Annotated in this window: 23 protein-coding genes; 7 read left to right on the top strand and 16 right to left on the bottom strand. The window is 67.1% G+C overall.

What is annotated here, in order from left to right; genetic code table 11:
- Positions 1–34: 34 nt before the first annotated feature.
- Positions 35–589 carry a hypothetical protein gene (locus OF829_RS01775; protein WP_264938231.1) on the bottom strand — a complete coding sequence of 185 codons (555 nt, stop codon included), beginning with the start codon at positions 587–589 and terminating at the stop codon, positions 35–37.
- Positions 590–1,057: 468 nt separating this feature from the next.
- On the opposite strand from OF829_RS01775, the gene OF829_RS01770 reads away from it, so the two are divergent.
- On the top strand, positions 1,058–1,573 hold the full coding sequence (locus OF829_RS01770) for a CHAP domain-containing protein (RefSeq protein ID WP_264938230.1): 516 nt from the start codon (positions 1,058–1,060) through the stop codon (positions 1,571–1,573).
- 182 nt (positions 1,574–1,755) lie between these two features.
- Here the strand turns inward: OF829_RS01770 and msrB are convergent, their stop codons facing one another.
- From msrB to OF829_RS01750, 4 genes are all read right to left on the bottom strand, one after another.
- Positions 1,756–2,235 (bottom strand): peptide-methionine (R)-S-oxide reductase MsrB, encoded by a 480-nt coding sequence (msrB, locus tag OF829_RS01765; RefSeq protein WP_264938229.1) that lies wholly within the window; start codon positions 2,233–2,235, stop codon positions 1,756–1,758.
- A gap of 64 nt (positions 2,236–2,299) precedes the next feature.
- Positions 2,300–3,532 carry a cytochrome P450 gene (locus tag OF829_RS01760; protein WP_264938228.1) on the bottom strand — a complete coding sequence of 411 codons (1,233 nt, stop codon included), beginning with the start codon at positions 3,530–3,532 and terminating at the stop codon, positions 2,300–2,302.
- A gap of 37 nt (positions 3,533–3,569) precedes the next feature.
- Positions 3,570–4,811: an ABC transporter permease gene (locus OF829_RS01755; protein WP_264938227.1), complete on the bottom strand. Its 1,242-nt coding sequence runs from the start codon at positions 4,809–4,811 to the stop codon at positions 3,570–3,572.
- Complete coding sequence (locus OF829_RS01750; RefSeq protein ID WP_264938226.1) at positions 4,808–5,737, bottom strand: ABC transporter ATP-binding protein; 930 nt, start codon at positions 5,735–5,737, stop codon at positions 4,808–4,810. Before OF829_RS01750 ends, OF829_RS01755 begins: the two co-directional genes overlap by 4 nt.
- A gap of 37 nt (positions 5,738–5,774) precedes the next feature.
- Here OF829_RS01750 and queG point away from each other — a divergent pair, with 37 nt between their 5' ends.
- Positions 5,775–6,827 (top strand): tRNA epoxyqueuosine(34) reductase QueG, encoded by a 1,053-nt coding sequence (queG, locus tag OF829_RS01745; RefSeq protein ID WP_264938788.1) that lies wholly within the window; start codon positions 5,775–5,777, stop codon positions 6,825–6,827.
- Here the strand turns inward: queG and OF829_RS01740 are convergent.
- Positions 6,814–7,188 carry a hypothetical protein gene (locus tag OF829_RS01740; RefSeq protein ID WP_264938225.1) on the bottom strand — a complete coding sequence of 125 codons (375 nt, stop codon included), beginning with the start codon at positions 7,186–7,188 and terminating at the stop codon, positions 6,814–6,816. The genes queG and OF829_RS01740 overlap by 14 nt on opposite strands.
- The gene (locus tag OF829_RS01735; protein ID WP_264938224.1) at positions 7,188–7,886 is read right to left on the bottom strand and encodes an EI24 domain-containing protein; all 699 of its coding nucleotides are present in this window, start codon (positions 7,884–7,886) and stop codon (positions 7,188–7,190) included. The genes OF829_RS01740 and OF829_RS01735 overlap by 1 nt, the downstream gene beginning before the upstream one ends.
- Before the next feature lie 55 nt (positions 7,887–7,941).
- Here OF829_RS01735 and OF829_RS01730 point away from each other — a divergent pair, with 55 nt between their 5' ends.
- Both OF829_RS01730 and OF829_RS01725 read left to right on the top strand, forming a co-directional pair.
- Positions 7,942–8,940 (top strand): adenosine kinase, encoded by a 999-nt coding sequence (locus tag OF829_RS01730; RefSeq protein WP_264938223.1) that lies wholly within the window; start codon positions 7,942–7,944, stop codon positions 8,938–8,940.
- A gap of 9 nt (positions 8,941–8,949) precedes the next feature.
- Positions 8,950–9,426: an Hcp family type VI secretion system effector gene (locus OF829_RS01725; RefSeq protein WP_264938222.1), complete on the top strand. Its 477-nt coding sequence runs from the start codon at positions 8,950–8,952 to the stop codon at positions 9,424–9,426.
- 72 nt (positions 9,427–9,498) lie between these two features.
- Here the strand turns inward: OF829_RS01725 and OF829_RS01720 are convergent, their stop codons facing one another.
- The 9 genes from OF829_RS01720 to hisB form a co-directional block, all read right to left on the bottom strand.
- On the bottom strand, positions 9,499–11,058 hold the full coding sequence (locus OF829_RS01720; protein WP_264938221.1) for an amino acid permease: 1,560 nt from the start codon (positions 11,056–11,058) through the stop codon (positions 9,499–9,501).
- An 85-nt stretch (positions 11,059–11,143) separates the two neighbouring features.
- Complete coding sequence (locus tag OF829_RS01715) at positions 11,144–11,521, bottom strand: histidine triad nucleotide-binding protein (protein WP_264938220.1); 378 nt, start codon at positions 11,519–11,521, stop codon at positions 11,144–11,146.
- Between the two features lie 109 nt (positions 11,522–11,630).
- Positions 11,631–11,945, bottom strand: a complete 315-nt coding sequence (locus OF829_RS01710; protein ID WP_264938219.1) for a phosphoribosyl-ATP diphosphatase — start codon at positions 11,943–11,945, stop codon at positions 11,631–11,633.
- Between the two features lie 31 nt (positions 11,946–11,976).
- Positions 11,977–12,168 carry a hypothetical protein gene (locus OF829_RS01705; RefSeq protein ID WP_264938218.1) on the bottom strand — a complete coding sequence of 64 codons (192 nt, stop codon included), beginning with the start codon at positions 12,166–12,168 and terminating at the stop codon, positions 11,977–11,979.
- A 133-nt stretch (positions 12,169–12,301) separates the two neighbouring features.
- Positions 12,302–13,060 carry an imidazole glycerol phosphate synthase subunit HisF gene (hisF, locus tag OF829_RS01700; RefSeq protein WP_264938217.1) on the bottom strand — a complete coding sequence of 253 codons (759 nt, stop codon included), beginning with the start codon at positions 13,058–13,060 and terminating at the stop codon, positions 12,302–12,304.
- Between the two features lie 109 nt (positions 13,061–13,169).
- Complete coding sequence (gene hisA, locus OF829_RS01695) at positions 13,170–13,892, bottom strand: 1-(5-phosphoribosyl)-5-[(5-phosphoribosylamino)methylideneamino]imidazole-4-carboxamide isomerase (RefSeq protein WP_264938787.1); 723 nt, start codon at positions 13,890–13,892, stop codon at positions 13,170–13,172.
- Entirely contained in the window at positions 13,889–14,491 is a 603-nt protein-coding gene (hisH, locus tag OF829_RS01690) for an imidazole glycerol phosphate synthase subunit HisH (RefSeq protein WP_264938216.1), read from the bottom strand. Before hisH ends, hisA begins: the two co-directional genes overlap by 4 nt.
- Positions 14,488–14,760 carry a YciI family protein gene (locus OF829_RS01685; RefSeq protein ID WP_264938215.1) on the bottom strand — a complete coding sequence of 91 codons (273 nt, stop codon included), beginning with the start codon at positions 14,758–14,760 and terminating at the stop codon, positions 14,488–14,490. The genes hisH and OF829_RS01685 overlap by 4 nt, the downstream gene beginning before the upstream one ends.
- Positions 14,757–15,344 carry an imidazoleglycerol-phosphate dehydratase HisB gene (gene hisB, locus OF829_RS01680; RefSeq protein WP_264938214.1) on the bottom strand — a complete coding sequence of 196 codons (588 nt, stop codon included), beginning with the start codon at positions 15,342–15,344 and terminating at the stop codon, positions 14,757–14,759. Before hisB ends, OF829_RS01685 begins: the two co-directional genes overlap by 4 nt.
- A gap of 130 nt (positions 15,345–15,474) precedes the next feature.
- On the opposite strand from hisB, the gene OF829_RS01675 reads away from it, so the two are divergent.
- The 3 genes from OF829_RS01675 to OF829_RS01665 all read left to right on the top strand — a co-directional run bounded on the left by OF829_RS01675 (position 15,475) and on the right by OF829_RS01665 (position 17,603).
- Positions 15,475–15,957: an SspB family protein gene (locus OF829_RS01675; RefSeq protein WP_264938213.1), complete on the top strand. Its 483-nt coding sequence runs from the start codon at positions 15,475–15,477 to the stop codon at positions 15,955–15,957.
- A gap of 123 nt (positions 15,958–16,080) precedes the next feature.
- Positions 16,081–16,851, top strand: coding sequence for an aminotransferase class IV (locus OF829_RS01670; protein ID WP_264938212.1), 771 nt, complete (start codon positions 16,081–16,083; stop codon positions 16,849–16,851).
- On the top strand, positions 16,848–17,603 hold the full coding sequence (locus OF829_RS01665; protein ID WP_264938211.1) for a sulfotransferase-like domain-containing protein: 756 nt from the start codon (positions 16,848–16,850) through the stop codon (positions 17,601–17,603). The genes OF829_RS01670 and OF829_RS01665 overlap by 4 nt, the downstream gene beginning before the upstream one ends.

Here is a 17,603-nt window from a genome sequence, read left to right as displayed (position 1 = left end):
CCCCGGCTTCTTCAGTCCTCCGACGTGAACCGTGTCAGTTCGGCAGCGACGCCGCGCCGTCGACCTTCTCCACCCATTGCGGGTAGAAGGCCGGCTGGCGGTTCGACCAGCCCGAGGCGGTGGCCGCGGCTTCGCTGATCGACTGGAGCAGCTTGCGCCGCAGGTCCGGATGGAGATGCGGGAGCGCCGCGGCCGAGCAGAAGGCCGAAGGCAGCCAGGGGCGAACCTCGGCGCCCACCAGGCGCTCGTAGAGGAAGCGATAGGCCGAGAAGGTGGTCAGCCGGCCCTGCGACAGGTCGAACGCCGAAACGGTGACGAGCGGCGCCATGAACGGCTCGATCGCGTCGAGGCCGCTATCGTCCGGAAGCAGCGCGCGGATTTCGTTGAGACGGTCGTACATGCGGGCCTGGGCGCGGATGCTGGCGGCTTCGACCACGTCGCGCGACCAGCGCGTCATCGCGTCCTCGCGCTCCAGTCCGATATCGAGCGAGCGGCGCACATAGCGCTGCGTCGCCGCGCTGAACCCTGCGAATTCCTTCATCTCTGCCAGCGTCATTGCTCCTTCGGCCGGCTTCATCCTCGCGCTCATTTTAGACCACTCCCACCCCACTCAACTGCTTACCGGGAGATCATGCGCGCAAATGGTTAACGCCGCGCTTAACCCCCTGTCGTCCCCTGTTCAGCATTCGAGCCCATCGGCTTTTGCGTTGCAACATGGGTTGCGACGAACCGAGTCCCGCAATCGGAAAAGGTTGTGAAGTGATGCGCTTGAGCAACAAAGCTGTCGATTCAGGGGCTTCCCCACCCGTGCGAATCCGCATGGCAGCCGAAAGGATTCGGTAACCCGCCGAAACGACCGGTCGGTTTCAGTTCGTCGGCGTCACGGCTCGACTCGCCGAAAGGTTCCGACTCGGCCCTCCCATCCACCGCCCCGAGGCAACGGTTCGTCGGATCGCGGTAGACGGACGAAACGCGATCTGGTCATCAGCATCCACCGATCCATTTCGACCGGGGGGTTTTCTTGCTTCTTCGATATCTCGCAGCGCGTTTTGCGCTGGTGGCGGCGCTTTGCCTGACGGCAGCCACCCCGGCCTATGCCGCCGCCCGGAGCGGATACCTGCAGTGCGTGCCGTTCGCGCGCTCGGTTTCGGGCATCGAGATTCGCGGCAATGCCTGGACCTGGTGGGCCCAGGCCGAGGGCCGCTACGAGCGCGGCAACGATCCCAAGGTCGGTTCGGTTATGTCGTTCCAGCGCACCGCGAAGATGCCGCTCGGCCATGTCGCGATGGTCTCGAAGATCGTCAGCGACCGCGAAGTGCTGCTCACCCATGCCAACTGGTCGTATCGCGGCGGGATCGAGCGCAATGTCCGCGCGATCGACGTGTCGGCGGCGGGCGACTGGAGCCAGGTCAAGGTCTGGTTCGCGCCGACCGGCGATCTCGGCACCTCGGTCTATCCGGTCAACGGCTTCATCTATCCCAATGGCGAGGGCTTCGCGCCCGCGCTCGACCGCCAGCCCTCGCTTGAACTCGATCTCAGCGATCTCGTGCTCGAGACCGATCTCGACGAGTAACCTGGCTTCTGGGGTTGAGGTTTCCCACTCCCGTACATCCTGAGTAGCCATCGAGTAGCGGCGCAGCCGCGTATCGACGGGGGCGTATCGAAGGACGGTGATGGCGGGATGCTTCGATACGAGCGCTCGATACGCCTTCGGCTACTCGGTCTCTACTCAGCACGAACGATTGTGAGGGAGAGCTACCCCTTCGGCGTAAAGCTCAGCGCGACGCCGTTCATGCAGTAGCGCTTGCCGGTGGGCTGGGGCCCATCGTCGAACACATGGCCGAGATGCCCGCCGCAGCGGCGGCATAGTACCTCCACCCGCGACATCCCCAGCGTCGAATCGTCCTTGGTGATCACCGCCTTGGGGAGCGGGGCGTAGAAGCTCGGCCAGCCCGTGCCGCTGTCGAACTTGGTCGTCGATGCGAAGAGCGGCAGCGCGCAGCCCGCGCACGAGAAGGTCCCCGCGCGATGCTCCTTGTTGAGCGGACTGGTCCCCGGATATTCGGTCGCCCCGTGACGGAGCGTCTGGTACGCCGCCGGGCTCAGCCGCTTGCGCCATTCGGCGTCGCTCAGCGTGAACTCGAACTTCTGCGCCGCCTCCGCCGTGCCCCCGCTGCACGCGGCGAGCACGCCCGTGGCGCTGGCGGTCAAAAGCGTGCGACGGTCGATCTGCATGGGCGAAACTCCTGGAGGCAATGTGGGAACTACGCGAGCCCATGCCAAGCGGATGCGCGCGCCCTCAATAACGGCTGAGTTCGACCGCCATCTTGCGATAGCCATGGACGAAGCAGGCCGCGACGCGCTCGGGCTCGCCGGTGACGTTCACGCGCAGGCGACGCTTGGCCATTTCCTCCATCAGGATGCCGATTTGCAGCTCCGCCAGCCGCGCGCCGACGCAACGATGGATGCCGTGGCCGAAGGCGAGGTGGCGCCGCGCATTCTCGCGGTCGACGATGATCCTGTCGGCTTGCGGGAAGATGCTCTCGTCGCGGTTGGCGGAGAGATACCAGAGCGCGAGCTTGTCGCCCTCGCGGATCTTGACGCCGTCCACCTCGGCATCCTGCGTCGCCGTCCGGCGCATATGCGCGAGCGGAGTCTGCCAGCGGATGATCTCCTGCGTGGCGTTGGCGATCAGCCCCGGATTGGCTTCCAGCTTGGCGCGCTCGTCGGGGAATTGCTCGAGCGCCCAGGCATAGGCGCTCATCGAATTGCGCGTGGTATCGTTGCCGCCGACGATGAGAAGGATCAGGTTCCCGAGGAACTCGAACTGGTCCATCTCCGCCATCGCGTCCGAATGGATCATCATCGAGATCAGGTCGGGGGTCGGATCCTTGCCGATCTTGCTCTGCCAGAGGTTGCCGAAATAGGCGGCGCATTCGAACAGGATTTCGCGCCGCTGCTCCTTTAGCACCTCGTCCTTGGAGAGTTCGATGTCGCCCGCCCAGTCGGACCAGTAGGTGAGCTTGCGGCGGTCCGCCCAGGGGAAATCGAACAGGATCGCCAGCATCTGGGTGGTCAGTTCGATCGAGACCTTGTCGACCCAGTCGAACTCCTCGCCCACGGGCAAGGAATCGAGGATCTCGGCGGTGCGCGCGCGGATATTGTCGCTCATCCGCACCATCTCGCTCGGCGTGAAGGCCGGGGCGATGGTGCGGCGCTGGGCGGTGTGCTTGGGCCGGTCCATCGCGATGAACATCGGCATCTTGATATCGCCTTCCTTCAGGTCGGCGATGACGATGCCGCCCATTTCGGACGAGAAGATCTCGGGCAGCGATTCGATATGGACGATCGGCTTGTAGGTCGAGACCGACCAGAAGGGGCCGAAATCGCTATGTTCGGTATAGTAGAGCGGCGCCTTCTCCCGCAGCTCGCGGAACGGAGCGTGCCAGGTATCGTCGCGATACAGCTCCGGACGGCTCATATCGAGCGGATCGACGATCTTGGGCTCGGGGCCGGTTGCCAGGGTCGCCATCTCGAATCTCTCCCGATCTTGTGGCGCGAGCAGAGCCTTAACTGACACTCATGTCAATAGTCCGTGGCTTTTTGAAACGGGTCTTCGGGCTGCCCGACTTGAGCACGCCGCGGCGGAAGACCCGCGCGCTGACGGTGATGACGATCCCGACCCACAGCGCCTGCCAGACGAGCGCGAGCGCATGGGGCCAGAGTTCGGGCTCGACGGCGGCACGCGCGGCCATCGCGTGGGGGCTGCTGAGCGGAAACACCGCGGTGACCCAGGCGATCCAGCCGTTCGGATCGACGGCGCCGATCGTCGCGAAGCTCATGATCGCGATCTGCAGGACGGTGACCGGCAGCGACAGCATCTGGAGCTCGCGCTGGCTTGAGGCGAGCGCGCCGATGCCCAGAAACACGGCGCTAAGCAGCATATAGGCCATGGTGAAATAGGCGACGAACAGCAGCGGGAAGATCGGGCCCACCGCGGCGCCCATATCGGCAAAACCCGTCGCCAGGGCCGGCGGGGCCAGCTTTGGCAGCGCCGCGAGCAGCCCCCCCCAGAAGACGATGAACAGCAAGGCCGATCCGAACGCGCCGAGCAGCTTGCCGAAAAAGACGCTTTCGAGCGGGATCGCGGCGGCAAGCACCTCGATCACCTTGTTCGACCGCTCCTCGGCCATCGCGCCGACCGCCTGGCCCGAGAGCATGAGGGTGAGGAGAGACACGCCGAACGCCGCGAAAAGGGCGACCGCGCTGCGCCCGCTATTGGTCGTCTGGCCATGCGAGACCACCGTAACCTCGGCTTCGCTCAGCTGCGCCGGCCCCCCCGCGCGCTCGGCGCGCAACACCTCCTCGGCGAGCTGGGAAAGATAGACCGCTTCGCCAAAGCTGGTCGGGGTGCGCAGGATGTGCGGCCGTTCGAGCGGACCGTAAAGGACCGCCGACACCTCGTCGGCATCATTCTCGATCGTCGCCTGCGCCTGAGCCGCGACATTCTCGCGCGGCGTATCGATCCGGAGCTGCGGCGGCGCGGAATCGCCCCGGAAAATCGGACGGAGCTGCCGGTCGATCGCGCGGAGCATGGCGGCGCGCCCGGGCGGGGCGATCACGACGATCCGCTGGTTCGCTTCGCTGCTCTTCGTCGCGACCCGCGCGCCCATTCCGGCACCCACGCTGAGCCCGATCAGGAAGAGCGGGCTCAGCAGGAAGAGCAGGAAGGTCGGCGTGAGGACGGTCGCCTTGAGGTCGCGCCGCGCGACGGTGAAGGCCTGGCGGAGGCCGCGCCGGAAGCCGCTCATGCCGCGGCCTCCTCGCTCGCGGCGATCGCCTGGGCGCCGACGATGCGGACGAACGCGTCGTGCAGCCCCGGCCGCTCGATCGAGAGCCCGGAAATGCCGTGCCCCGCATTGATCAGCTCGACCAGCAGCGCCTCGATCCCTTCGCGCGGGACGGTGAAGGTCCAGCTGCCATTCTCGCGCTCGGCATCCCTGGGCAGCAGCGCCTCGAGCCCCTCATGCGCATGGTGCGGCGTGTAATGCGCCTTCATCGGCAGCATCCCGCGTGCCTGTGCCACCGTGCCTTCGAACTTCACCTTGCCGCCCGCGATGATCGAGAGCCGGTCGCACAGCCGCTCGGCATGCGCCATCACATGCGTCGAGAAGAGGATCGTCGCCCCCCGGTCGCGCTGCCCGAGGATCAGCGCCTCGAGCTTCTCCTGATTGACCGGGTCGAGCCCCGAAAAGGGCTCGTCGAGCACCAGTAGCTCGGGTTCGTGCACCACCGATCCGAGCAGTTGGACGAGCTGCGCCATGCCCTTGGAGAGCTTGCGGATCCGCTCGTGCTTGGCATGACCGAGCCCCGCCTGATCGAGCAAGGCATCGGCGCGCTCGCGCCCGGTCTTCCAGGGCAGCCCGCGCAGCGCGCCCATGAAGGCGATCGCCTCGCGGCACGTCATCGCGGGGTAGAGGCCGCGCTCCTCGGGCAGATAGCCGACCTGGTCGCTCGCCTCGCGCGGATGCGCGCTGCCGAGCAGGTTACGCTCGCCCTCATCGGGCTCGATAATGCCGAGCAGCATGCGCAGCGTCGTGGTCTTACCCGCGCCGTTGGGACCGAGCACGCCATAGACCAGCCCCTTGGGTACCGCGATATCGACTCCATCGACCACCCGCCGCTCGCCGAAGCGCTTGACGAGGCCCTTGGCGCTCACGGCCAGTGTGCTGCTCAAACAGGATGCCTCCCTAATGCCGCCGTGGTAGCGGGGACTGGTGCAGCAACACAAGACACTCGAAGAGCGAATAAAGGCTAAAGCCGCCGAACTGGGCTTCGCGGACGCCGGAATCGCGCGCGCCGATGCCGCGCCGCGATCGGGCGAGCGGCTGCGCGAATGGCTGGCCGAGGGCAAGCACGGCTCGATGATCTGGATGGAGGAGCGCGCGCATCACCGCGAGAGCCCCGCCGGGCTGTGGCCCGAGGTGCGATCGGTGATCGCGCTGGGGATGAGTTATGCCCCCGCGGCCGATCCGCTGGCATTGGCGGGGGAGGGCGAGCGCGGGCGCATCTCGGTCTATGCGCAGGGCGCCGATTATCACGACGTCGTGAAGCGCGCGCTCAAGGCGCTCGGGCGCTGGTTGGTCGAGCAGTCGTCCGCCGACATCAAGGTCTTCGTCGATACCGCGCCCGTCATGGAGAAACCGCTGGCCGAGGCGGCGGGGCTGGGCTGGCAGGGCAAGCACACCAATCTCGTCAGCCGGACGCATGGTAGCTGGCTGTTCCTCGGGGCGATCTACTCGACGCTCGATCTGCAGCCCGACGCCCCGGGCGAAGAGACGTGCGGCTCGTGCACCGCCTGCCAGTCGGCCTGTCCGACCGATGCCTTCCCCGCACCCTTCCGCCTCGATGCGCGGCGCTGCATCTCGTACCTCACGATCGAGCATAAGGGTCCGATCCCGGCGGAGTTCCGGGAAGCGATCGGCAACCGCATCTATGGCTGCGACGATTGCCTCGCCGTCTGCCCCTGGAACAAGTTCGCGAGCGCCGCGCAGGCGAACCTGGCCTTCGCGCCGAGGGCGGAACTGGCCGCGCCGCAGCTCGCGGACCTGCTCGCGCTCGACGATACCGGCTTCCGGCAGGTCTTCGCGGGCTCCCCGATCAAGCGCATCGGCCGCGACCGGATGGTGCGCAACTGCCTGATCGCCGCGGGCAACAGCGGAAGCGCGGCGCTGGTGGGGCCGGTGCGGGCGTTGCTCGATGATCCCGACGAAGTCGTGCGGGACGCCGCCGAATGGGCCTTGGCGCGATTGCCTAACGTTTGCTGAGCGCCGCGATGCAGCTCGCCTGATCGATCGGCCTGCCGTCGCGCTGGCGGGTGTCGATATGGGTGACCGTCGCATCGCGTCCCCTGGCGTAGAGATAGGCGTCGAGCACGCAGATCGGCCCGGCGAACTGGAGCTTGCGCGCGGGGCCTTCGGTCAGATCGATGCGGGGCTTGCCGAACTGGGCAATCAGTATGGGTCCGGTCTGGTCCTGGACCTTGGCGACCCCGGCGGCGAGCGCGGTGGGGCTTGGCGGCTGGGGCACCGGCACGTGCGGCGCCGGGGCGATCTGGGCCGGCCGCGCGCCACCCTCGCCGCACGCGGCCAGCGCCAGCAACAGGCTCAAGGGGAGGAGGCGCCACATCACCTGCGTCCCTGGTGAAAGGCATGGGCGGCCATCGCCGCGCCGAGGATCGGGGCGAGCAGGTTGAGACCGGGAACGAGGAACAGCCCGGTGCCGAGCGCTCCCAGCATGGCGCGCGTGAAGATCGTCCGCCGCCGCCAGCGCGGCAGATTGCCGTAGGGCATGTGCCGGACCGCGACCATGTCGCCCAGATCGCGCCCGAGCAGCCAGGTGTTGACGAGGAAGAAGGCGATCGGCGTGCCGATGCCGGTGAGCAGCAGGATCAGGTAGATGGGGGAGAAGAGCAGGTTGACCAGCACCGCGCGCAGCCCCGATCCCAGCCCCATCGAAATCGACCGCGCGAACGGCACGCTCCGCGCCGAGGCATGCGCGCCGGGATAGTGGCGCAGCTCGACCGCCTCGACCACCTCGTCCGCGAACACCCCGATCACCGCGATCGCCACCGCGCGGAACAGCAGCAGGTGCGCGAGCAGCACGAGCACGATCGTCGAGATATCGGCGGTGTTCTCGGCCCAGCCGAGCCAGCCTGTGCCGCCCAGCTTGAGCGCGATCCAGTCGAGCATCTGGTGCATCCCGTACCAGATCGCCACCGACACCGCGCCGAGCAGCACGATCGTGAGCGCGAACGACTTCACGAACACCATCGCCACGCGGCGGTCGAACAATTGCCCGATCGAAAGGAAGAGCGCCTGGATCATTGCGCTCCCTTTAGCCTGGCCTTAGGGCTTCCGCACAACCCAAATGGAGTTTTTCGTGAGCGAAGCCACTTATGACGTGGTCGCGATCGGCAATGCGATCGTCGACATCCTCTCGCAGTCCGACGACGAATTCATCGTGGAGCAGGGGATGACCAAGGGCTCGATGGCGCTGATGTTCTCGCCCGCCGATGCCGATGCGCTCTATGCCAAGATGGGGCCGGGGCGCGAGGTTTCGGGCGGCTCCGCGGCGAACACCGTTGCGGGGATGGCGGCGATGGGCGCGAAGTGCGGGTTCATCGGTCAGGTGGCGGACGACCAGCTGGGCGAGGTGTTCGCGCACGATATCCGCGCGGCGGGGGTCGATTTCGGCACCGCGGCGCGTGCCGGCGACCCCAGCACCGCGCGCTGCCTGATCTTCGTCACCCCCGATGGCCAGCGGACGATGAACACCTTTCTCGGCGCCTCGCAGTTCCTGCCCGCCTCGGCGCTCGACCTCGATCTGATCGCGGCGGGCGCGATCCTCTATCTCGAGGGCTATCTGTGGGACCCCGAAGAGCCGCGCGCCGCGATGCGCAAGGCGATCGAGGTGGCGCGCGCGCATGGGCGCAAGGTCGCCTTCACGCTTTCGGACATCTTCTGCATCTCGCGCCATGGCGGCGACTTCCGCCAGCTGATCGCCGACGGGCTGATCGACATCCTCTTCGCCAACGAGAATGAGCTGCTGGCGCTGTGCGAGCACGAGGATTTCGAGAGCGCCGTGGCGCATATCCACGGCAAGGTGCCGGTGCTGGTGGTGACGCGCAGCGAGAAGGGCGCGATCGCGTTGGTGGGGACCGAGCGCGTGTCCGTGCCGGCCGAGCCGATCGCCAAGGTGGTCGACACCACCGGCGCGGGCGACCTGTTCGCGGCGGGCTTCCTGTTCGGACAGGCCAGGGGGCTGGGGACCGAGGCCTCGCTCAAGCTCGGCGCGATCTGCGCGGCGGAAATCATCCAGCATTATGGTGCGCGGCCCGAATGCGACCTGAAGGCGCTGGTCGAGGCGAAGCTGGGGTAGGAGGGCAGGATGGCCGCGACGATGTACCTCAAGCTCCGCAAGCCGGACATCGCCGGCGGCTCGCACAATCCGGGCCATGTCGGCGAGATCGAGGTCCTGTCATGGAGTCACGGCTTCTCGCAGCCGGCCTCGCCGACCCGCTCCGGACCGGGCACCGTCGAGCAGGCCAGCCATACGAACCTGACCTTCAGCAAATATCCCGATTCCGCCTCGACCGAGCTGCTCAAGCTGTGCTGGAACGGCAAGCAGATCGGGAAGGCGCTGCTCAGCTGCTACCGCAGCGACGAAGCGGGCGCGGCGGTGCGCTATCTCGAGATCGAGCTCAGCCACGTCATCATCAGCAATTTCAGCGTGAGCGGGGGTCCGGGCGACCTGCCCGTCGAGACGATCGCGCTCGATTACGGGGTGGTGGCGTATCGCTACTATCCGGCGTCCGGCCGGGCGGCGGAGGCCTCGCACGATCTGATCAAGAACATGGTCAGCTGAAGCCAGCGCGGCGCATGAAAAAGGGCCGGAGGATCGCCCCTCCGGCCCTTTTTTGTCGGCCTGCGAACCGGCTCAGGTCGTGCCAGGCACGTCCTCATAAGCTTCGGGCTCGACCACCTCGACCACGCCCTTGCCCAGATGGCTGGCACGGAAGCTGTAGGCGAAGTAGATCACCACGCCGACCGCACCCCAAGCGGGGAGCACCAGCATCGCTTCCATCGGCAGGTTGAAGAACAGGAACACGCAGCCCGCGATCGTCGCCGGGCCGATCAGCCACAGCATCGGCGTCTTGAACTTGCGTTCCACGCCGGCCGCGGTCTTGCGCAGGATCATCACCGCGATCGCCACCATCATGAAGGCATAAAGCGTGCCCGCATTGGCGATGTCGGCCAGCTTGCCCACCGGCAAAAACGCTGCAGCAAACGCCACCGCGCCACCGGTAAGGGCAGTCACGACGTAGGGCGTCTTCCACTTCGGATGGATCTTCGACAGCCCCTCGGGAAGCAGCCCGTCGCGGCTCATCACGAAGAAGATGCGCGTCTGGCCGAACAGCAGGATCAAGATGACCGAAGGCAGCGCGATGAATGCCGCATAGCCCATGAAATTGCCGACCGTGCCGAAGCCGATCTGGCGCAGCACATGCGCCAGCGCTTCGTTCGAGCAGACCAGCATCTCCTTGTATTCGGGCAGCGCGCACTGGCGGGCGAGCTCTTCCGAACCCGCCGGGAAGGGAATGCCGCCCGGGCCCATGATCGGCTGGCCGCCGATGGTGGCGACCGCGCCGCCCGCGACCAGCATGTAGAAGACGGTGCAGAACAGCAGCGAGCCGATCAGGCCGATGGGCACGTTGCGCTGGGGGTTCTTGGTTTCCTCGGCCGCGGTCGAGACCGCGTCGAAGCCGACATAGGCGAAGAAGATCGTCGCCGCCGCACCGACAGCGCCCACGCCCGTGCCGAAGCCGCCGAAGACGCCCGCGGGGAGGAAGGGATTGAACTGCTGCATGTCGAACTGGGGCGAGGTGTAGGTTAGCGCGATGAACGCGGTCAGCGCCGTCACCTTGACCAGCACCAGCACGGCGTTGACGCGTGCGCTCTCCCTGGTGCCGATCATCAGCAGCCAGGTGACGAGCAGCGCGATGACCACCGCAGGCAGGTTGATGAACCCGCCGGGCGCACCGCCCAGCGCCAGCGGCGCGGTCTTCAAGAAGTCGGGGAGGTGTATCCCCAATGTCTTGTCCAATATCGTGCCAGAGAAATAGCCGGACCACCCGACCGACACCGCGCTCGCCGCGACTGCATATTCGAGGATCAGGGCCCAGCCGACCGTCCAGGCGAGGAACTCGCCCATCGTCGCGTAGGTATAGGTGTAGGCGGAGCCCGCGACGGGAATCATCGCCGCGATCTCGGCATAGCAAAGCGCCGCGACGATGCAGATCACGCCCGCGATCGCGAAGGCGAGCAGCAGTCCGGGCCCGGCCTTTTGCGCGCCGGCGGCGGTGAGCACAAAAATGCCCGTGCCGATCACGCAGCCGATGCCGAACAGCGTCAGCTGGAACCAGCCGAGCGTAGGGTGCAGAGATTTTTTCTTGGCGGTCGCCAGAATGGCGTCGAGTGGCTTGATGCGCCCGAACATGGTTGGTCCCCTAACCGCGGCGCTTGCGGCCGCCCCATTGGTTGAAGCGAGGGAGCCTAACCGCAAATCGAGTAGGGGCAAGCCCTTATCGCGCGAGCATCGGGCCGAGCCGGGCGCCTGCGAAGATATGGACATGGAGGTGTGGCACCTCCTGGCCGGAATCCATGCCGGTATTGGCGAGCAGGCGGTAACCGGGCTCGACGAACCCCGCCTCGCGCGCGACCGCGCCCACCGCACGGACGAAACCGGCGATCTCGGCCTCGGAGGCGTTCGCCGAGAAATCGTCCCACGAGACATAGGGCCCGCGCGGGATCACCAGGATATGGTGCGGTGCCTGCGGGTTGATGTCGTGAAAGGCGATCGCATGCGCGTCCTCATAGACGCGCTTCGACGGAATCTCGCCGCGCAGGATGCGGGCGAAGATATTGTCGGGATCATAGGGCAGGGTGGCGTCGATGGGCATCGGGGTCGAACCTCTCACCGTTCGGGCTGAGCTTGTCGAAGCCCCGCCCTTCCTCAGCGTTGCGTTAGAAGGAAGAACGGCCTTTCGACAAGCTCAGGGCGAACGGATTTCAAGGGATCCGGCTGGCTTTCTCATCGATCCCCGAAACCCCCTCGCGCCGCTTCAGCTCGGCGCGGACATCGTCGAGCGTCAGCCCGGCATCGGCTAGCAGCACGAGCAGGTGGAAGATCAGGTCGGCGGATTCGCTGACGATGCCCGCCTTGTCGTCCGCAATCGCGGCGATCACGGTTTCGGTCGCTTCCTCGCCCAGCTTCTGCGCGATCTTGTGGCGGCCCCTGGCGGTCAGCTTCGCGACATAGGAGGATGCGGGATCGCCGGTGCGGCGGTCGCGGATGATGGCTTCGAGGGTGTCGAGCGAGTCCATGGGCGCGGGCTGTAGTAGCCCGGGCTGCAAGTCAATCCTTGGGCGCCTTGCGGAAGCGCTGCCGCATTGCCCGCCGGACGAACCACACCCCGCCCGCGGCGACCGCGAAGAGGAGGAAGTCCGACGTCTCGGGCATCGATCGCGATCCCGCCCGGCCGGTATGCGGCGGCTCCTCGGCAAGCGCCGGGGTGGCGATGAGGAGGAGGAGTGCGATGCGGATCATGGGGTGGGGTTTAGCGCGACGGGTTCGCCAAATCGTTAAGCTTCACCGTGCTCCGGCGAAGGCCGGAGCGTTGGCCTCAAGCGACGCCCTTCGAACGCCAGCGCTCCGGCCTTCGCCGGAGCACGGGCTGGAGTCAGGACCGAACCGGAATCCCCGCCGCTGCCAGCGCCGCATGCGCGTCGGCGATGCTCGCCTCGCCGAAATGGAAGATCGAGGCGGCGAGCACGGCGCTGGCATGGCCCTGCACGATCCCGTCCACGAGATGCTGGAGATTGCCCACGCCGCCGCTCGCCACCACCGGCACCGTCACCCGGTCGGCAATCGTGCGGATCAGCTCGAGGTCATAGCCGTCGCGCGTTCCGTCGCGGTCCATCGACGTCACCAGCAGTTCGCCCGCGCCCAGCTCGGCGAGCCGGAGCGCGTGTGCGACCGCGTCGATCCCGGTGGCGCGGCGGCCGCCATGGGTGAAGACTTCCCATCCCGCACCCGTGCGGCGCGCGTCGATCGAGGCGACGACGCACTGGCTCCCCATCCGCTCGGCGATCTCCGAAACCACCTCGGGCCGCGCCACCGCGGCCGAATTGACCGCCACCTTGTCCGCCCCGGCGAGCAGCAGCGCGCGCGCATCCTCGACGCTGCGCACGCCGCCCCCCACCGTCAGCGGCATGAAGCACACCTCGGCGGTGCGGCGCACGACATCGACGATCGTGTCGCGCCCCTCATGGCTCGCGCCGATATCGAGGAAGCAGAGCTCGTCCGCCCCCGCCGCGTCATAGGCGCGCGCCTGCTCGACCGGATCGCCGGCATCGATCAGATCGACGAAATTGACGCCCTTCACCACGCGCCCGCCCGCCACGTCGAGACAGGGGATGACGCGCGCGCGGACCGTCATCGGGTCGCCTCTCCCCAACCGTTCGTTTCGAGCGCAGTCGAGAAACCGCCACGAGGCACTTCGCCCATGTTTCTCGACTTCGCTCGAAACGAACGGGTGGGTAAACTGCTCATTCGGCCGCCCTCAGCGCTTCGTAGAGGCTCAGCCGCCCGTCATAGAGCGCACGGCCCGTGATCACGCCCTCGATCCCGTCGGCGACATGGGGGCGAAGCGCGATGATGTCGCCCACGTCGGTGACGCCGCCGCTGGCGATCACCGGGATCGCAACCGCGCGGGCGAGCGCAACCGTCGCCTCGACATTGCAGCCCTTGAGCAGCCCGTCGCGGCCGACATCGGTGAAGAGCAATGCTGCGACGCCCGCATCCTCGAAGCGCTTCGCCAGCTCGGTCACGCTCACCGTCGAGACATCGGCCCAGCCGCGCGTGGCGACCATCCCGTCGCGGGCATCGACCGCCACCACGATCTGCCCGGGGAAATCGCGCGCGGCCTCGCGGACCAGATCGGGATTCTCGAGCGCGGCGGTGCCGATCACCACGCGTGCCACGCCCAGCGACAGCCACCGCTCGATCGATTCGCGCGAACGGATGCCGCCCCCCAGCTGCACCTTCCCGGCAAAATCCCGCAGGATCGCGCCCACCGCCGCGCCGTTCACCGATTCCCCCGCGAACGCGCCGTCGAGGTCGACGACATGAAGCCATTCGGCACCCGCGCCCATGAAGCCGCGCGCCTGCGCCGCGGGATCGTCGCCATAGACGGTGGCGCGGTCCATATCGCCTTCCGCCAGGCGCACGACCTGCCCGCCCTTGAGGTCGATCGCGGGGAAGATGATCAGGGGCGCCACTGCAGAAACCTCTCGATCAGCGCGATTCCGTAGCGCTGGCTCTTCTCGGGGTGGAACTGGACGCCGACATAATTGTCGCGCCCGATCGCCGCGGTCAGCGGGCCGCCATGTTCGCTCCCGGCGATCACCCCCTCGCCCTCATAGGCGAAGCTGTGGAGGAAATAGGCCTCGCCCGGCTCGATCAGCTTATGGGGGACCAGCGGCACCACGTCGTTCCAGCCCATATGCGGCACGCGCACGCCCTCGGCCGGGATCATCTGGCGCACCACCCCGTCCATCCAGCCGAGCCCGGGATGCTCTCCCATCTCTTCGCCGGTGCGCGCCATCAGCTGCATTCCCACGCAGACGCCGAGAAACGGCGCCCCCTGCTCGCGTACCCGGGCATCGAGCGCCTCGGCCATGCCGGGAATCGCCCGCAACCCCGCCGCACATGCCCCGAACGCGCCGACGCCGGGCAGGACCACGCGATCCGCGTGTAGCACCGTTTCCGGATCGGCGGTCACCGCGATGCCATCCGCCCCCGCGGCCTTGAGCGCGTTATGGACCGAATGGAGATTGCCCGCGCCATAATCGATCAGCGCGATGCTCACGGGACGAGCGATTCCAGCCCCGGCGCGGCCATGCTCGGCGTGAACTCGACGAACTTGGCAGTCGCCACCCCGCCAAGGCAGTAAGGATCGTTCGCCCACCAGGTTTCGACTTCAGCCCGCTCGCCGCGCGCGATCAGCACCCCGCCCGTCTCGGGCTGGCGCCCGGCGGTGATCAGCCGGCCCGACGCCAGCGCTTCCTTCAGCCAGTCGATATGCGCCGGGCGGTACGGGGTGACGTCGCCCGTGTAAGTCAGCAGCACGATGATCATAGCACGCCCTTGGTCGAGGGGATGGTGTCGGCCTTGCGCGGATCGATCTCGACCGCCTCGCGCAGCGCCCGGGCGAGGCCCTTGAACGCGCTTTCGGCGATATGGTGGTTGTTCGATCCGTAGAGCGTCTCGACGTGCAGCGTGATTCCAGCGGCTTGCGCGAAGCTCTGGAACCAGTGTTCGAACATCTCGGTGTCCATCTCGCCGAGCCGCTTCTGGCTGAATTCGGTCTTGAACACGCAAAAGGGCCGCCCGGAGATATCGATTGCCACCCGCGTCAGCGTCTCGTCCATCGGCGACAAGGCGTCGGCGTAGCGGCGGATGCCCTTCTTGTCCCCCAGCGCCTGCGCCACCGCCGCGCCGATCGCGAGGCCGGTATCCTCGACGGTGTGGTGCTGGTCGATATGCAGGTCGCCGACGGTCTTGACGTCGAGATCGATCAGCGAATGCCGGCTGAGCTGCTCGAGCATATGGTCGAAAAAGCCGATGCCCGTGGAGATGGCATAGGCTCCCGTGCCGTCGAGATTGACGCTGACGTCGATCGACGTCTCGCTGGTCTTGCGGCTGATCGTGGCGGTGCGCATCGCTAGCTCCTTGGGCGTCCCCATAGCGCCCATGGCTTCCCAAGCAAAATAGCCTTGCTTGGCCCCGCCCAAGCTGCCCGCGTTAACCTGAGCCGCTTGACCCTCGCACCGGACGCGCTAACCCAAGCGCATGAGCGGATCCGTGCCCGACAGTTTGATTCCCTATGACGAAATCGTGCAGGAGGCCCTGCGCGCGGTCGTCGGTCGCGTGCTGGGTTCGGTGGCGGCGACGGGCGGGCTGCCCGGCAACCATCATTTCTACATCACCTTCAAGACGCACGCGCAGGGCGTCGATATCCCCGCGCGGCTGATCGAGCGCTTTCCCGACGAGATGACGATCGTCCTCCAGCACCGTTTCTGGGACCTGACCGTCGATGCCGAGCGCTTCTCGGTGGGGCTGAGCTTCAACCAGGTGCCGGCGCTGCTCACCATCCCCTTCTCGGCGATCACCGGTTTCCACGATCCCGCGGTCAATTTCGAGCTGCGTTTCCAGGCGCAGGAAGGCCCGGACGGCCCCGAGCCGCACGAAGAGGCCGAGAATGACGGCCCCACCGCCAAGCCCGCCGATGACGGGTCGAACGTGGTGTCGGTCGATTTCAAGCGGAAGAAGTGAGCCCTGGCCGGTAGCCAGGACTTTGCCGCGGACCCTCGAAACGCGAAGCTGCTTGTCCATCTGAACGGCACGCTGGTCCCGACCGAGGACGCGAAGGTCTCAATCTTCGACGCGGGCTTCGGGATGGGCGACGGGGTGTGGGAAGGGCTGCGGCTCCACAACCGCGCGCTGCTGTTCCTCGATGCCCATCTCGACCGGCTTTATGCCGGGGCGGCGGCGATCCGGATCGATATCGGCCTGTCGCGCGCCGGGATGGTCGCGGCGCTCAAGGACCTGCTCGAAGCGAACAGCATGACCGATGGCGCGCATCTCCGCCTGATGGTCACCCGCGGGCGCAAGGCCTCGATCAACCAGGATCCTCGCAACGCGCTTGGCGCAGCGACGATCGCGATCACCGCCGAGTACAAGACCTCGGTTCCCGGCCCCGGCCTCGCGCTGCGCAGCGTGCCGACGCGTACCACCGGTCCCGAGATGTTCGACATGCGGCTCAACTCGCACAGCCGCCTGCCGCTGATCCGCGCATTGCTCGAGGCGATCGATCTGGGCGGGGACGAGGCGCTGATGCTCGATCCCCATGGCAATATCGCCAGCTGCAACGCGACCAACTTCTTCTGGGTGAAGGGGGGCAGGGTGTTCACCAGCGGCGACACCTACTGCTTCAACGGCATCACCCGCGGAAACATCATCGCCGCGGTGCCGGTCGAACAGGGCGATTTCCCGCTGGGGCACCTCGCCGATGCCGAAGAGGCGTTCGTCACCGGCACGATGGGCGGCGTCACGCCGGTACGCGAGATCGACGGCCGCGCGCTCCCCGGCGGCCTGGTCACCGCGCGAATCGCCGCTGCCTATGCCGCCATGAAGAACGCGGATGCCGCCGCGAACCCGCTATGGTGACGCGCATCACCCCCGATCGCGTAGCGATCAAAATTGCGATGTGGAGCGGCCCGCGCAACATCTCGACCGCGATGATGCGCGCCTTCGAGAATCGCGAGGACGTCGAAGTCACCGACGAGCCCTTCTACGCCGCCTTCCTTGCCGCGACCGGCGATATCCACCCGATGCGCGAGGAGGTGATCGCCACGCAGCCGACCGATTGGCGCGACGTGGCCAAGGCGATGGCGGGGCCGGGCCCCGGCACCCCGATCTGGTACCAGAAGCAGATGTGCCACCACATGCTCCCCGATTTCGGGCTGGACTGGATGGACGCCTGCACCAACGCCTTCCTGATCCGCCCGCCCGAACAGGTGCTTGCCTCCTATCTCGCCAAGCGCACCCTGGTGACGCTCAGCGATATCGGCGTGGTCCGGCAGAACGAGATTTTCGACCGGGTGGCGGATCGCCTGGGCAAGGCGCCGCCCGTGATCGAGGGCGCGCAGGTGCTCGCCGATCCGCGCAAGGCATTGTCGGGGCTATGCCAGGCGCTCGGCATCCCCTTCTCGGCGAAGATGCTCAGCTGGCCCGCCGGCCGCCGTGCCTCGGACGGCGTCTGGGCCCCGGCCTGGTACGACGCGGTCGAGCGCTCGACGGGCTTCACCCGGCCCGATCGGTTCGCGACCTTCGACGACCTGCCCGACACCCTCAAACCCCTCGCCGAGGCCGCGCGGCCCTATTATGAGCGTATGGCGCAGTATCGCCTCAGGACTTGA

Source organism: Sphingomonas caeni, assembly GCF_026013415.1.
Lineage (GTDB): Bacteria > Pseudomonadota > Alphaproteobacteria > Sphingomonadales > Sphingomonadaceae > Sphingomonas > Sphingomonas caeni.
Note: the sequence above shows the minus strand (reverse complement) of the source record. Positions and strands in the feature narration are given on the sequence as shown.